The organism is Stenotrophomonas sp. LC732 (assembly GCF_052446685.1).
Lineage (GTDB): Bacteria > Pseudomonadota > Gammaproteobacteria > Xanthomonadales > Xanthomonadaceae > Stenotrophomonas > Stenotrophomonas muris.
Window position 1 is genome coordinate 1,654,692 of the sequence record NZ_CP199214.1, and the last position, 13,877, is coordinate 1,668,568.

The 13,877-nt window shown below is 66.7% G+C and carries 13 protein-coding genes; 11 read left to right on the top strand and 2 right to left on the bottom strand.

Going from position 1 to position 13,877, the window contains the following annotated elements:
• Positions 1–13 precede the first annotated feature (13 nt).
• Both ACT6SE_RS08090 and ACT6SE_RS08095 read left to right on the top strand, forming a co-directional pair.
• Complete coding sequence (locus tag ACT6SE_RS08090; RefSeq protein ID WP_229653747.1) at positions 14–439, top strand: ArsR/SmtB family transcription factor; 426 nt, start codon at positions 14–16, stop codon at positions 437–439.
• Positions 420–899, top strand: a complete 480-nt coding sequence (locus ACT6SE_RS08095; RefSeq protein WP_046430012.1) for an SRPBCC family protein — start codon at positions 420–422, stop codon at positions 897–899. The genes ACT6SE_RS08090 and ACT6SE_RS08095 overlap by 20 nt, the downstream gene beginning before the upstream one ends.
• A 114-nt stretch (positions 900–1,013) precedes the next feature.
• On the opposite strand, the gene upp is transcribed toward ACT6SE_RS08095, so the two are convergent.
• Positions 1,014–1,646: a uracil phosphoribosyltransferase gene (upp, locus tag ACT6SE_RS08100; RefSeq protein WP_005409099.1), complete on the bottom strand. Its 633-nt coding sequence runs from the start codon at positions 1,644–1,646 to the stop codon at positions 1,014–1,016.
• A 217-nt stretch (positions 1,647–1,863) separates the two neighbouring features.
• Here upp and ACT6SE_RS08105 point away from each other — a divergent pair, with 217 nt between their 5' ends.
• From ACT6SE_RS08105 to ACT6SE_RS08130, 6 genes are all read left to right on the top strand, one after another.
• On the top strand, positions 1,864–4,377 hold the full coding sequence (locus ACT6SE_RS08105; RefSeq protein WP_153643700.1) for a TonB-dependent receptor: 2,514 nt from the start codon (positions 1,864–1,866) through the stop codon (positions 4,375–4,377).
• On the top strand, positions 4,377–5,492 hold the full coding sequence (locus ACT6SE_RS08110) for a phytase (protein ID WP_046430017.1): 1,116 nt from the start codon (positions 4,377–4,379) through the stop codon (positions 5,490–5,492). The genes ACT6SE_RS08105 and ACT6SE_RS08110 overlap by 1 nt, the downstream gene beginning before the upstream one ends.
• Positions 5,489–6,856: a purple acid phosphatase family protein gene (locus ACT6SE_RS08115; RefSeq protein ID WP_046430019.1), complete on the top strand. Its 1,368-nt coding sequence runs from the start codon at positions 5,489–5,491 to the stop codon at positions 6,854–6,856. The genes ACT6SE_RS08110 and ACT6SE_RS08115 overlap by 4 nt, the downstream gene beginning before the upstream one ends.
• Before the next feature lie 10 nt (positions 6,857–6,866).
• A complete protein-coding gene (locus ACT6SE_RS08120) occupies positions 6,867–7,481 on the top strand; it encodes an inorganic diphosphatase (protein WP_014646782.1) in 615 nt (204 codons plus the stop codon).
• Between the two features lie 89 nt (positions 7,482–7,570).
• Complete coding sequence (locus ACT6SE_RS08125; protein WP_046430020.1) at positions 7,571–8,986, top strand: cryptochrome/photolyase family protein; 1,416 nt, start codon at positions 7,571–7,573, stop codon at positions 8,984–8,986.
• Positions 8,987–9,126: 140 nt separating this feature from the next.
• The gene (locus ACT6SE_RS08130) at positions 9,127–9,822 is read left to right on the top strand and encodes an OmpA family protein (protein ID WP_014646784.1); all 696 of its coding nucleotides are present in this window, start codon (positions 9,127–9,129) and stop codon (positions 9,820–9,822) included.
• Between the two features lie 533 nt (positions 9,823–10,355).
• On the opposite strand, the gene ACT6SE_RS08135 is transcribed toward ACT6SE_RS08130, so the two are convergent.
• Entirely contained in the window at positions 10,356–11,387 is a 1,032-nt protein-coding gene (locus tag ACT6SE_RS08135) for a LysR family transcriptional regulator (RefSeq protein WP_032959145.1), read from the bottom strand.
• Positions 11,388–11,534: 147 nt separating this feature from the next.
• Between ACT6SE_RS08135 and ACT6SE_RS08140 the strand changes: the two genes are divergently transcribed.
• The 3 genes from ACT6SE_RS08140 to ACT6SE_RS08150 all read left to right on the top strand — a co-directional run bounded on the left by ACT6SE_RS08140 (position 11,535) and on the right by ACT6SE_RS08150 (position 13,844).
• Positions 11,535–11,762, top strand: coding sequence for a hypothetical protein (locus ACT6SE_RS08140; protein ID WP_444811131.1), 228 nt, complete (start codon positions 11,535–11,537; stop codon positions 11,760–11,762).
• Positions 11,759–12,529 (top strand): SDR family NAD(P)-dependent oxidoreductase, encoded by a 771-nt coding sequence (locus ACT6SE_RS08145; RefSeq protein ID WP_014646786.1) that lies wholly within the window; start codon positions 11,759–11,761, stop codon positions 12,527–12,529. Before ACT6SE_RS08140 ends, ACT6SE_RS08145 begins: the two co-directional genes overlap by 4 nt.
• A gap of 91 nt (positions 12,530–12,620) precedes the next feature.
• Positions 12,621–13,844: an efflux RND transporter periplasmic adaptor subunit gene (locus tag ACT6SE_RS08150; RefSeq protein WP_014646787.1), complete on the top strand. Its 1,224-nt coding sequence runs from the start codon at positions 12,621–12,623 to the stop codon at positions 13,842–13,844.
• The last annotated feature ends 33 nt before the right edge of the window (positions 13,845–13,877 follow it).

Sequence of the window (13,877 nt, forward strand, 5' to 3'; positions counted from 1 at the left end):
CCGGCAAGGCCACGTGAAGAATCACGCCAGTGCCGCGCCTGCTTGCGGCAACGTTCAGACCGGCGTATTACTTAGCTATATGGGTAAGTATTATCCTGCCATTGAAGACGTCTTCCAGGCACTGGCCGACCCGACCCGTTGCGCGATCGTAGCGGCGCTGGGGCAGGGACCGCGCACGGTGTCGATGCTGGCCGAACCCTTCGAGATGGCCTTGCCCTCGCTGATGAAACACCTGGCCGTGCTGGAGCGCAGCGGCGTGGTGCGCAGCCACAAGCAGGGGCGCACACGCACCTGCGAACTGGTGCCGGCGCGGCTGGGCCAGGCCGAACAATGGCTCGCAGAACAGCGTGCGGCTTGGGAAGCGCGTTCCGACCGCATGGTCGATTTCGTCGAAACCCTTCACCGACAGGAGCAGGCCCATGGCCGTAGACGCAGGTAACAACCCCGACACCGATCTGGTGATCAGCCGTGTGCTGAACGCACCGCGCGCCGCCTTGTGGCGGGCGTGGACCGACCCGGAACTGCTGCGCCAGTGGTGGTGCCCGAAGCCGTGGACCACCGAGGTACGCGCATTCGACCTGCGCCCCGGCGGGGCCTTCCACACCTTCATGCAGGGCCCCGATGGCGGCAGCAGTGACAATCCGGGCAGTTTCCTGGAGATCGTGCCGCAGCAGCGCCTGGTGTTCACCTCGATGCTGGGTGCGGGCTGGCGACCGCAGTCACCCTGGCTGGGCTTTACCGCCGTGATCACGATGGAGGACGAGGGGCAGGGCTGCCGCTACACCGCGCGGGTGATGCACCCGGACAAGGCCCTGCGTGACCAGCATGAGCAGCTGGGCTTCTTCGACGGCTGGACCACCGCCATCGACCAGCTGGAAGCCTTCGCCGCCGGGCTGTAGGCCGGAATGCGGGGTGGTGGGGTCAGGGCCCTTTCTGCGAAAGGGGTCCGACCCCCGCGATGTTGGGGTCGGATCCCTTTCGCTGTGAAAGGGCTCTGACCCCGGTTCACCGGATCAACCGACGCGGGTACCGAAGATGCGGTCGCCGGCGTCGCCCAGGCCCGGCAGGATGTAGCCCTTGTCGTTGAGCTGGGCATCGATGGCTGCGGTGTAGATCTCCACGTCCGGGTGCACGGCCTTGACCGCTTCGATGCCTTCCGGCGCGGCCACCAGGAAGATGCCCTTGATGCGGCGGGCACCGGCACGCTTGAGCATGTCGATGGTGGCGATCAGGGTGCCGCCGGTGGCCAGCATCGGGTCCAGGATCAGCGCGTCGCGCTCTTCCAGGCGGCCGGTCAGGCGCTCGAAGTAGGGCACCGGCTGCAGGGTTTCCTCGTCGCGCTGCAGGCCGACCACGCTGACACGGGCCGCCGGGATCAGCGACAGCACGCCACTGAGCATGCCCAGGCCGGCACGCAGGATCGGCACCACGGTGATCTTGGCGCCGGCAATACGCTGCACCGTCACCGGGCCGGCCCAGCCGGGCAGGGTGTGCGGCTCGGTGTCCAGGTCGGCGGTGGCCTCGTAGGCCAGCAGCGTACCCAGCTCGTTGGCCAGTTCGCGGAAATCCTTGGTGCTGAGCGCAGCGTTGCGCATCAGGCCGATCTTGTGCTGCACCAGCGGGTGGCGCACTTCGACGATCTTCATGGTCGGGAAGGGGGAAAAGGAGAGAGGAGGCCATTTTGCCGGATTGGCGTGTCGAACCCCAAACCGGGCCTGGATCTGATCTACATGAAATGTGCAGGCGCATGTCACGGCCATGCAACCTTGCGGACATACCGTGCAGACCCATTCTTAACAGGAATGGGGATTCCCAGTGCATATCAAGACTCCGTTGGCCGTTGCCATCACCCTGACCCTGGCGATGGGGGCCGCGGCACCGCTGCAGGCTGCCGGGCAACAGGCGGTAGCCGCTACCGGCGCCGTGGCGGCCGACGCGGTAGACCTGGACCGTATCGAAGTGCGCGCCCAGCTCGAATCGCAGATCCGCGCGGTCGACCTCAAGCGCAGCAGCGACGCCATCGAGGACGCGGTGTCCTCCGATGCCCTGGGCCAGTATCCGGACAAGAACGTGGCCGAATCACTGCAGCGCCTGCCGGGCGTCAGCGTGACCCGCGACCAGGGCGAAGGCCGCTTCGTGGTCATTCGCGGCCTGGATGCCAATCTCAACAGCGTCAGCGTGGATGGCATCGCCATCGGTACGCCGGAAGATTCCAGCCGCGCCGCGCCGCTGGACGTGATCCCATCGGACTCCACCGAGCGCCTGCGCGTGGTCAAGTCGCCGACCCCGGACATGCCCGGTGATGCCATCGGCGGCGCCGTGCTGGTGGAATCGGCGTCGGCCTTCGACCGCGACGGCCGCAGCCTGCGCGGCAAGATCGAGGGCAGCCACCAGCAGCTGTCCGGCGAGACCAGCCCCAAGGCCGCCTTCAACTACAGCGAAGTGTTCAACGACACGTTCGGCGTGGCGCTGGGCGTGAATTACCAGAAGCGGAAGTTCGAGTCGGACAACACCGAAGTGGAGTACGACGGCGAGGACGATGCCGCCCCCGGTGACGTGACCGCGATCAACCTGCAGCACCGCAAGTACGAGATCGAGCGCAAGCGCATCGGTGCCAACCTCAACCTCGACTGGCGCCCCAACGAAGACAGCACGTACTACCTGCGCACGCTGTACAGCCAGTTCGACGATGCGGAGACCCGCCAGCGCGTGATCTTCAACTTCGACGACGCGAAGATGGTCAAGACCGGCACCGACCAGTACCGGCTCGATGGCATGCCGAAGGACTCGATCGACAAGCGCATGCGCTACCGCACCAAGAAGGAGAACACCTTTGCGGCCAGTCTTGGTGGCGAGAACAAGCTGACCAACGCCGTGGTCGATTACCGGATCGGCTACACCCGTACCGAAGAGCGCGTGAACGACGAGATGGAGGCGCGCTTCAAGCTCAACGGCAAGGCCTTCAATGGCACCCTGGACCAGAGCAGCCGCCTGCCCAGCTACAGCTTCGACAATCCGCAGTGGCTGGACAACGGCAACTACGCGTTCGACCGCGTCGTGCTTTCGCCCAAGCAGGTGAACGACAAGGAACACAGCGCGCAGGTCAACGTGCGCTTCGACGGCGACAGCAGCAGCATCAAGTTCGGCCTGCTCGGCCGCTGGCGCGACCGCGACGTGAATGTCGATGAGCGCGAACTGCGCGTCGGCCCCAAGGTGGTGCTGTCGAGCTGGACCACCTCTTCGCCGGAGCATCGCCACGGCAACATGGGGGATGGCATGGACTCGGCTGCGATGCGCGCGTTCTGGGCCGCCAATGGTGGCCAGTACAGCGCCCGCCCGCAGGATGTCGGCGGCAATGCGATGACGTCGCTGGAAGAGGATTACGTGGCCAGCGAGGACATCTTCGCCAGCTATGCCATGGGTACCTGGGATGTGGGCGCGCTGCGCATCATCGGCGGCGTGCGCGTGGAGAACACCCGCTTCAAGGCGGTCGGCAACCAGGTGGACGTGGCCGCCAACGGCCGCAGCTTCACCGTCACCCCGCGCGTGGCCAACAGCAGCTACACCAACGTGCTGCCGGGCCTGCATCTGCGCTATGACGCGGCCGATGACTGGGTGCTGCGCGCCTCGGCCAACAAGACCGTATCGCGCCCGTCCTTCGGCGACGTCTCGCCGCGCGTGGGTTACAGCCGCGGTGACGAGGAAGTGCGCCTGGGCAACCCGGAACTGGATCCGTACGAGTCGAAGAACATCGACCTGTCGGTGGAGAAGTACATCGGCAGCAGCGGCATCGTTTCGCTGGGCCTGTTCCACAAGTCGATCGATGGCTACATCGTGGAGACCGTGCGGACCAATGATCCGGCCTACGGCGGATTCGACGTGACCCAGCCGATCAATGGTCGCAAGGCCACCGTGCGTGGCGCGGAATTCAACTGGCAGCAGCAGCTGGCCTTCCTGCCGGAGGGCCTGGATGGCCTGCTGATCGGTGCCAGTGGCACCTGGCTGGACACCACGTTCGATGCCGGCATCAAGGGACGTGAGGGCGAGGACTTCACCCTGCCGCGCGCTTCCAAGCGTGTCTACAGCGCACACATCGGCTATGAAAAGTACGGTGTAAGCACGCGTCTGGCGGCCGTGTACCGCAGCGAGTATTTGGACAGCATCGGCAAGGGGCGTGCATTCGACATCTACGTGGCACCCAACACCCAGCTCGATTTCTCGCTGGACTACAAGTTGACCCCGCGCGTGAGCATGTACTTCGAAGCGCAGAACCTGCTGGACAAGCCGCTGGAGCTGTACCAGGGCACCCGCTCGCGCACCCTGCAGATGGAAGAGTACGGCCGCACCTATGCGCTGGGCCTGAAGGTGGCGCTGTGATGGGGCGTGGCGTCACTGTCCTGGCCGCCGCGCTGGCGGCTACGCTGGTCGCCGGCTGCACGCCGGCCACCGGCAACGATCCGGTTGCGGGAGCGGCCGCGCCGGCCGCCAATGGCGAGCGCGTGGTGAGCACCATCGCCGAAGCATTCCTGTCACCGATGACCCCGGCCGACAACATCGACTCGCCGGCGGCCTGGCGCGCGCCGGACGGCGCGCTGTGGCTGATCGCCACCGCCAAGGCCACCGACAAGCTGGTGGTCTACGACGGCAGCACCGGCCAGCACCTGCGTGACGTCGGCAGCAGCGGCACCGCACCGGGGCAGTTCGACCGCCCAAACGGCATCGCGGTGACCGACGACCTGCTGTGGATCGTCGAGCGCGACAATCACCGCGTGCAGGTGCTGAGCCTGCCGGACTTCGCGCCGCTGGCGACCTTCGCTTCGGACGACCTGCGCAGGCCGTACGGTCTGTGGGTCGACCGCCGTGCCGATGGCTACAGCGTCTACGTCACCGATTCCTGGGACAACGGCGAGGATGCGCAGGGGCGTGACATCCTGCCGCCGCTGGCCGAGCTGGACAAGCGCGTGCGCCAGTACCATGTGACCCGCGACGGCGCGAAGGTCGAGGCGAAGCTGGTGGCCAGCATCGGCGATACCACCGAGGCCGGTGCACTGCGCGTGGTCGAGTCGATCTGGGGCGACCCCGAGAACGACCGGCTGCTGATTGCCGAAGAGGACGAGCGCTACGCCAGCGAGTTCAAGGTCTACACCCTGGCGGGCCGCTTCACTGGCACCACCTTTGGCCGCGACGTGTTCAAGGCCCAGGCCGAAGGCGTGACCCTGCGCACCTGCGGCAAGGACGGCTGGTGGATCACCACCGAACAGGGCAAGCAGCGCAGCGTGTTCCACCTGTTCGACCGGCACACGCTGAAGCCGGTCGGCGCGTTCCAGGGCAATACCGTGGCCAACACCGATGGCATCTGGATGATGCAGCAGCCCAGCGCGCGCTTCCCACACGGTGCGCTGTATGCAGTACATGACGACCAGGGCGTGGTGGCCTTCGACTGGGAGAGCATCGCCAAGCAGCTGGCGTTGCCGCTGGAGTGTGGCGCATGAGCGGGCAGTGCGTAATGCGCGCGCTGGCGCTGGGCCTGCTGCTGGCGCTGCCGTCGCTGTCGTTCGCGGCGGCCGAACCGAATACCCAGGTGCCGGCAGGTAGCCGCCACTACGCGGCGACGACGGTGCCGGACCGCATCGTCGCCTCGCCGGCGGTTGATTCCAGCCATGGGTTCGCCGTGGCCTGGCGTACCGACGACAGCGTGCAGGCGCCGCTGCTGGAAATCGCGCTGGCCGCAGATTCGCCGGCCATTGAAGGCATCCGCCAGGTGCGTGCGACGACCCGCGCGCTGCAGACCGAGAACGGTCTGTCGCACCACCATCGGGCAGATATCGATGGCCTGCAGCCGGATACCCAGTACGTCTACCGTGTGCAGGGCAATGGCAGCTGGAGCGCCTGGAACCAGCTGCGCACGCTGGCCAGCGCCGATCAGCCGCTGACCCTGCTGTACTTCGGCGATACCCAGAACAAGAACGTCAGCCATGTCAGCCGCGTGGTGCGTGCCGCGCAGAAGGCTGCGCCGCAGGCGCGCATGAGTCTGTTTGCCGGTGACCTGGTCAGCGGAGGCGACAACATGGATGACAGCGAGTGGGGTGAGTGGTTCGCTGCGACCAGTTGGCTGGCGCAGGAAACGCTGGTGGCGCCGGCCATCGGCAACCACGAGTACTTCGAGGAATTCGAGGACACCCCGCAGGAGCGCCGCGTGCTGGGCCGCCACTGGCCGGTGACGTTCGCGCTGCCGGGCAATGGTGCCACCGCCGCGCAGCAGACCAGCTACTGGTTCGATGCGCAGGGCGTGCGCGTGGCCGTGGTCGATGGCACATCGGCACTCGACCTCGGCACCGCCAAGGCGCAGGCACAGTGGCTGGACAAGGTGCTGACCGGCAATCGGCAGGCGTGGACCATCGTGCTGCTGCACCAGCCGTTCTACTCGCCGCGCGAAGGGCGCGAGAACGCCGCGTTGCGTGACGTGCTGCTGCCGGTGGTACGCCGCCACAACGTAGATCTGGTGCTGCAGGGCCATGACCACACCTATGGCCGCCGTGGCGAAGGGCAGGCCGCGACGCCGCAGTATGTGGTGACCGTGGCCGGACCGAAGCAGTACCGCCTTTCCGACGAAGCGCGCAGGACGATGGACCCGGTGGCCGAGGACACCCAGCTGTTCCAGGTGCTGAACATCGACCCGCAGCACCTGCGCTATGAAGCACGCACCGTGACCGGCCGTTTTTACGATGCCTTCGAATTGCGTCGTGATGCCAAGGGTGGAAAGCAGCGCACGGAGTTGACCGAAGGCCGCATCACGCCACGCGACTGCCCGCGTGCGCAGACCGCCAAGGGTCGCGCCGACCGCTGCTGGGAATGAGGAGACGCCGATGACCACACCCCGCCGCATCATTCCATTGGCTGCCATCGGCGCGTCCCTGCTGTTGCTGGCCAGTGCGGTAACCGCCGCCGATACCGTGCTGCATCCCTTCCTGGTCGCCCAGCCGGCGCAGGCCCCGCAGGAAGTGAACCTGGCGGTGGAGATCCCGGCCGGCAGCTTCACCAAGTACGAGATCAAGGAAGACGGGCTGGTGCACGTGGACCGCTTCCAGTCGATGCCGGTCGCCTATCCGGCCAACTACGGCTCGATGCCGCGCACCCTGGCCGGCGACAACGATCCGCTGGATGCGCTGGTGTTGACCCGCGAACCGCTGCATCCGGGCGTGATCGTGCGTTTCCGGCCGATTGGTTACCTGAAGATGATCGATGGCGGCGAGCACGACGAGAAGATCATCGGGGTGCCGACCGACAAGGTCGACCCGACCTACGCCAGTATCCGCGACCTGGCGGACCTGCCGGAGGCCGAACGGCAGCGGATCGAAGCATTCTTCCGCGTCTACAAGGACCTGCCGGCCGGGCGCAACCCGGTGCAGCTAAATGGCTGGGGCAACGCCGCCGAGGCACGGTCAGTGATCCGCGAGGCCATGCAGCGGTTCAAGCGCTAGAACCCCGCCGTGGGTGGGTGGCCGGACGCGCGCATCACCTTCACCGCCCCTGGCTATCATGTCCGCCTTCCACATCGAAGGCGGTGCATGTGTCGGTAGCGTTGGTATGGTTCCGCCGTGATCTGCGGCTGCAGGACAATCCGGCCCTGCAGGCCGCGCTGGATGCGGGTCACGACGTGGTGCCGGTCTATCTCCACGCGCCGCACGAGGAAGGCGAGTGGGTGCCTGGCGCGGCCTCCGATGCGTGGCGCCACCGTTCACTGGGTGCCTTGGACGCCGACCTGCGCACGCGCGGTTCGTCGCTGGTGCTGCGTAGTGGTGACAGCCTGCCGGCCCTGCAGTTGCTGATCGAGCAGACCGGCGCCGAGGCGGTGTACTGGAACCGCAAGTACGAGCCGGCTACGCAGGCACGCGACGCCACCATCAAACGCACGCTGCGCGAGCAGGGCATCGACGCACAGAGCTGCAATGGCAGCCTGTTGTTCGAGCCCTGGGACATCGCGACACAGCAGGGTCAGCCGTACAAGGTGTTCACTCCGTACTGGCGCAACGTACTCAGTCATTGGCGCCTGCCGACGCTGAGTGCCGCGCCGAAGGCACTGACCGCGCACTCGGTCGACGGCCTCGCATTGGACGAGCTGCGGCTGGCGCCCACGCTGGACTGGGATTCCGGCTTCTGGGAGCACTGGCAGCCGGGCGAGGCCGGCGCGCTGGAGGCGTTGTCCGTGTTCGAGGACGGCGCGTTGCGCGGTTACCGCGAGCAGCGTGACCTGCCGGACCGGGTCGGCACCTCGCGGCTGTCGCCGCATCTGCATTTCGGTGAGATCGCACCGTGGCGCATCGCGCATGCGCTGGAGAGATTGCGCAGTGCCGGCACTGATGCCGACATCGACGGCTATCTGCGCCAACTGGGTTGGCGCGATTTCGCCTACCACCTGTTGCATCACTTCCCGAAGACGCCGACCGACAACCTCAATCCGCGTTTCGACCGCTTCCCTTGGGCCACGCCCACTGCAGCGCAACTGCATGACTGGCAGCGCGGCAACACCGGCGTGCCGATCGTCGATGCGGGCCTGCGCGAGCTGTGGCACACCGGTTACATGCACAACCGGGTACGGATGATTGTTGCCAGCTACCTGTGCAAGCACCTGCGTGCGCACTGGCTGCAGGGCGCGCGCTGGTTCTGGGACACCCTGGTCGATGCCGACCTGGCCAACAACACGATGGGCTGGCAGTGGGTGGCAGGCACCGGCGCCGACGCGGCCCCGTACTTCCGGGTGTTCAACCCGGTCACCCAGGCGGAGAAGTTCGACCCGCAGGCGCGCTACATCAGCCGCTGGGTGCCCGAACTGGCGGCGCTGCCGGTGAAGGCGCGCTTCGCGCCGTGGCAGCATCCGCTGCTGCTGGCGGCGCATGCCCCGGGCTATCCGCGTACGCCGCTGGTGGATCTGGCCGCCGGCCGCGATGCTGCGCTGGCCGCCTACCGGCAGACGGGGGCTGGGTAAAGCGCGGGCTGAGCGTTCCAGTCAGTTAGCTGAACGCGGCCCTGTTGCCGCGACCGATCATCATCCCGACATCGCATCGGGCTGTTTATTCTCTCTGCGCCCGTAAGCTGCCGACCCGACCGGAAAACAAGGAGAACCACATGATCCGCAACACCACCCGCAACGTCGCACTGGCCCTGATGAGTGCGGCCGTCCTGTCGGCCTGCGCCACCGGCGGCTCCTATGTGCAGAGCGACCAGTACGGCAACCCGACCGAACAGCAGAACCGTACCGGCCGCAACGCGCTGATCGGTACCGCCATCGGTGTGGCTGCCGGCCTTCTGACCGGTGACAGCGCCACCGAGCGTCGTCAGCACGCACTGATCGGTGCCGGTATCGGTGCGCTCAGCGGCGCCGCCGTCGGCCAGTACCAGGATCGCCAGGAACGCGCGCTGCGCGAGCGCACCGCCAACACCGGCATCGATGTGCAGCGCCAGGGCGACAACATCATGCTGAACCTGCCGGACGGCATCACCTTCGACTTCGGCAAGGCCACCCTGAAGCCGCAGTTCTACGGCTCGCTCAACGGTGTGGCCGGTACGCTGCGCGAGTACAACCAGACCATGATCGAAGTGGTGGGCCACACCGACAGCATCGGCAGCGACGCGGTCAACAACCGCCTGTCGAAGGAGCGCGCCGATTCGGTGGCGCAGTACCTGATCGGCCAAGGCGTGCAGAGCGTGCGCATCGAAACGCTGGGGGCCGGCAAGTCGTATCCGATTGCCGACAACAGCACCGATGCCGGCCGTGCCAAGAACCGTCGCGTTGAAATCCGCGTGATTCCGCTCAAGCAATAACGCGTAGCGTTGTTGCTGTTCCGGCCTGGCCGGAACGAAAATGCCGCCCTTGCAGGCGGCATTTTCTGTAGGTGCCGAGCGTGCTCGGCACGCCGATAGCGCTTCCGGTTGCGGCTTCTCCGAACGGCGCCGACCAAGGTCGGCATCTACCGAAAGCCACGCAGCCGGAACGAAAATGCCGCCCTTGCAGGCGGCATTTTCTGTAGGTGCCGAGCGTGCTCGGCACGCCGATAGCGCTTCCGGTTGCGGCTTCTCCGAACGGCGCCGACCAAGGTCGGCATCTACCGAAAGCCACGCAGCCGGAACGAAAATACCGCCCTTGCAGGCGGCATTTTTGTGGGTGCCGAGCTTGCTCGGCACGCCGACAGCATTCCCGTTCGCGGCTTCTCCGAACGGCGCCGACCAAGGTCGGCATCTACCGGACGCCCGGCGCAGTCGGAAGGAAATGCCGCAACTCATCTCCTGGTAGATGCCGACCTTGGTCGGCGCTGTTCCAACCGCAGTCGAGCATGGCTCGACTCTACAGAAGCCGGTTACACCGCCGAGGCGGCGACCTTCTCCAGGATGCGCTTGCCGCTGCTCTCCAACGCCGCGTCTTCCTGGGCCTTCTGCTGCTGTGCCAGCTTCGCACCCGGGCACTGCGCCAGCATGTAGTTGGCGTCGAAGTTGAGCTTTTCCACCAGGAAATCGACGAACGCCCGCACCTTCGGCGAGACCAGGCGGCCACCGGCGAACACGGCGTTGAAGTCCACTTCCGGGCCGGTCCAGCCGGCCAGCACGCGCCGTACCATGCCGGACTCGACGAACGGCTTGGCCATCACATCACCGGTCAGCAGCAGGCCTTCGCCACACACCAGTGCACCATTAAGCGCAGACATGTCGTTGGCGGTCATCAGCGGGGTGACCGGGAAGTCACGCAGCTCGCCGCCGTTCTCGCCCAGCTGCCAGGTGAAGCGCGGTGAATTGCCAGTGTGATACGGCTTGCGCATCGCCAGGATGCGATGGAACTGCAGTTCTTCCGGATGCAGCGGCTCACCATAGCGCTCGATGTAGGCCGGGCTGGCGAACACCTGCGTGCGCAGGCTGCCCAGCTTGCGCGCGACCAGGTTGGAATCGGGCAGGGCGCCCACACGCAGCGCCAGATCCGCTTCGCCGGCAATCAGGTCCAGCTTTTCGTTGCCCATGTGCATGTCCAGGCGGATTTCCGGATACTGCGCATGGAACTGGCCCAGCAGCGGGGCGATCCAGGTGATGCCGATCGAATAGGGCACGGTGAAGCGCAGCCAGCCGCGCGGGCCGGACTGCAACTGGCTCACCGCGCTTTCGGCTTCTTCCAGCTCGCGCGCGATGCGCTGGCAATGCTCGTGGTAGATCGAGCCGGCTTCGGTCAGGCCGAGGCGGCGGGTGGTCCGGTGCAGCAGCCGCGCGCCCAGGCGCGTTTCCAGCTCCTGCACTTTGCGGCTGACCGTGGTCTTGGGCAGGCCGAGCGATTTGGCAGCGGCAATGAAACTGCCTTGCTCGACCACCTTGACGAAGATCAGCGTCTCGTTGAGATCGTGGGACATGGTCGGGGATCCTGGACGTCGGGGATGGGACAATCGTGACAGAACGATTGGACCGGGAGCGGGATGATTATTCCCCTTAATCAGGACTAATCAAGTAAAGGTTTGAGGTCTATCGTGGCGCCATTCGTGAAATGGAGCCCCCTCGCCATGAGCCTGCGCAACATTCTTGCCCGCTTCCGGCATGTCGGCCAGAACACCCTGGACCTGGCGATGACCGTCGAAGCCCGTCCGAGTTCCTTGGTACACAAGGACTTTCGTGAGTTTACCGCGCCCATGCGTCAGCAGCGTGGCGGTGCCATCCGCCTGGCCCCGCACAAGGGTGACCGGCTGCGCCGGATCGGGACTGTCCCGGATTTGGGAGGAAATGTCCCGTGAATGGGATACTGACGCCCGAAGTCCTGGTCCTCGGCGGCACCGGTGCCGTCGGCCAGGGCGTGGTCGGCGCATTGCTGGAAGCCGGCAGCCCTGTGCTGGTGGTTGGCCGCGACCCGGGTCGGCTGGCGGCGCTGCATGAGCAGTTCGCCGACGAGCCTGGCCTGGAGACGCTGCTGGGCTCGCTCAGCGATGACGGCTCGGCACGTGCCTTGGCCGAACGCATCGCGCAGCGCCCGCGTCCGCTGGCGGCGGTCATCGCCGCAATGGGTGGCCCCTACCGTCGCGGCCGGGTGACCGACCGCAATGGCGATGAGCTGTTGGGGGCGATGCAGGCCGACCTGATGCCGCACGTGCACGCGGTGCGTCACCTGCTGCCACTGCTGCAGGACAACGTGCATGCACGCCGCTACGTGATGATCGGCAGCCCCGCCAACGCCAAGCCCTGGGCGGGCTACGGCGAGACCTCGATCACCACCGCCGCGCTGCGCATGTACGCGCAGGTGGTGCACCAGGAAGCGCAGGCACTGGGTGTGCGCGCGCAGATGCTGGAAGTCTGCAGTCCGGTGTGCACCCCGGCCAACGCGGCCAATGCGTGCATCGAGTGGCCAAGTTCGTTGCTGGTCGGTCGTCGTGTGGTCTCCCTGCTGGACGGCTGCCGCGACAACCGCGCCATCGTCCGCTGCGACAGCAGCGATGCCGAACTGCCGCGCGGCCTGCTGCACCTGGATGTCCCTCCACTGTGGCGCGATACCGCGGGCATCGCTTGACCTCGACCATGGTTGAGGTCGCAGTATGCGCCGCCGATTTTTGCAACACGTTCTCATATAGCTGTACCACCCCTCCGTACGGATGCATGCCATGACTTCCCCCAATACCACCCCACATCGTTTCGGCCATCGCATCGCGATGGTCGGCGTGTCGATCCTCGCCGCGGCCGTGCTTGCGGCCTGCAGCGGCGGCCATGCCGAAGAGGCCGGTGCTCCGCCGCCGCCGCAGGTCAGCGCCGCGCCGGTGCTGGTCAAGCAGGTCAGCCAGTGGGACGAGTTCAGCGGCCGCGTCGAAGCGGTGCAGAGCGTTGAACTGCGCCCGCGCGTGTCCGGCTACATCGACAAGGTCAACTACGTCGAAGGCCAGGAAGTGAAGAAGGGCGAAGTGCTCTTCACCATCGACGCGCGCAGCTACCAGGCCGAGTACGATCGCGCGGCCGCCGAGCTGGCCCGCGCCCGCACCCAGGCCACGCTGGCCCGCAGCGAGTCCGAGCGTGCCAAGCGGCTGTCCGAGCAGCAGGCGATCTCCACCGAGACCGCCGAGCAGCGCCGCGCGGCTGCCGACCAGTCCGGCGCCGCCGTGCAGGCCGCGCAGGCGGCGCTGGATGCAGCCCGCCTCAACCTGGAGTTCACCAAGGTGCGTGCACCGATCGATGGCCGTGCCGGCCGCGCGATGGTCACCGCCGGCAACCTGGTCACCGCCGGCGACAGCGCCAGCGTGCTGACCACGCTGGTCTCGCTGGATACCGTGTTCGTCTACTTCGATGCCGACGAAAGCACCTTCCTGCGCTATGCACAGATGGCACGCAAGGGCGAGCGCCCCAGCGAGCGTGACAGCGCGCTGCCGGTGAAGGTCGGCCTGTCCGGCGAAGAGGGCTACCCGCATGCGGGCAAGGTCGACTTCCTCGACAACCAGGTGGCCCGCAGCACCGGCACCATCCGCGTCCGTGCGCTGCTGGACAACGCCGACCGCCAGTTCACGCCGGGCCTGTTCGCCCGCGTGCAGCTGCTTGGCAGCGGCCAGTTCCAGGCCATGCTGATCGATGACAAGGCCGTGCTGACCGACCAGGACCGCAAGTACGTCTACGTGGTAGACAAGGATGGCAAGGCCCAGCGCCGCGACATCCAGCTCGGCCGCACCGCCGACGGCCTGCGCATTGTCGAGCACGGCCTTGCCGCCGGCGACAAGGTGATCATCGACGGCGTGCAGAAGGTCTTCATGCCGGGCATGCCGGTGCAGGCCAAGGCCGTGGCGATGCAGCCGCAGGCTGCGCCGGCACCGGGCCGCGATGCCACCGCCGCCCTGAACCACTGATCCGCCGGCTCCTGATCCGCGTCCCCGCTTAGC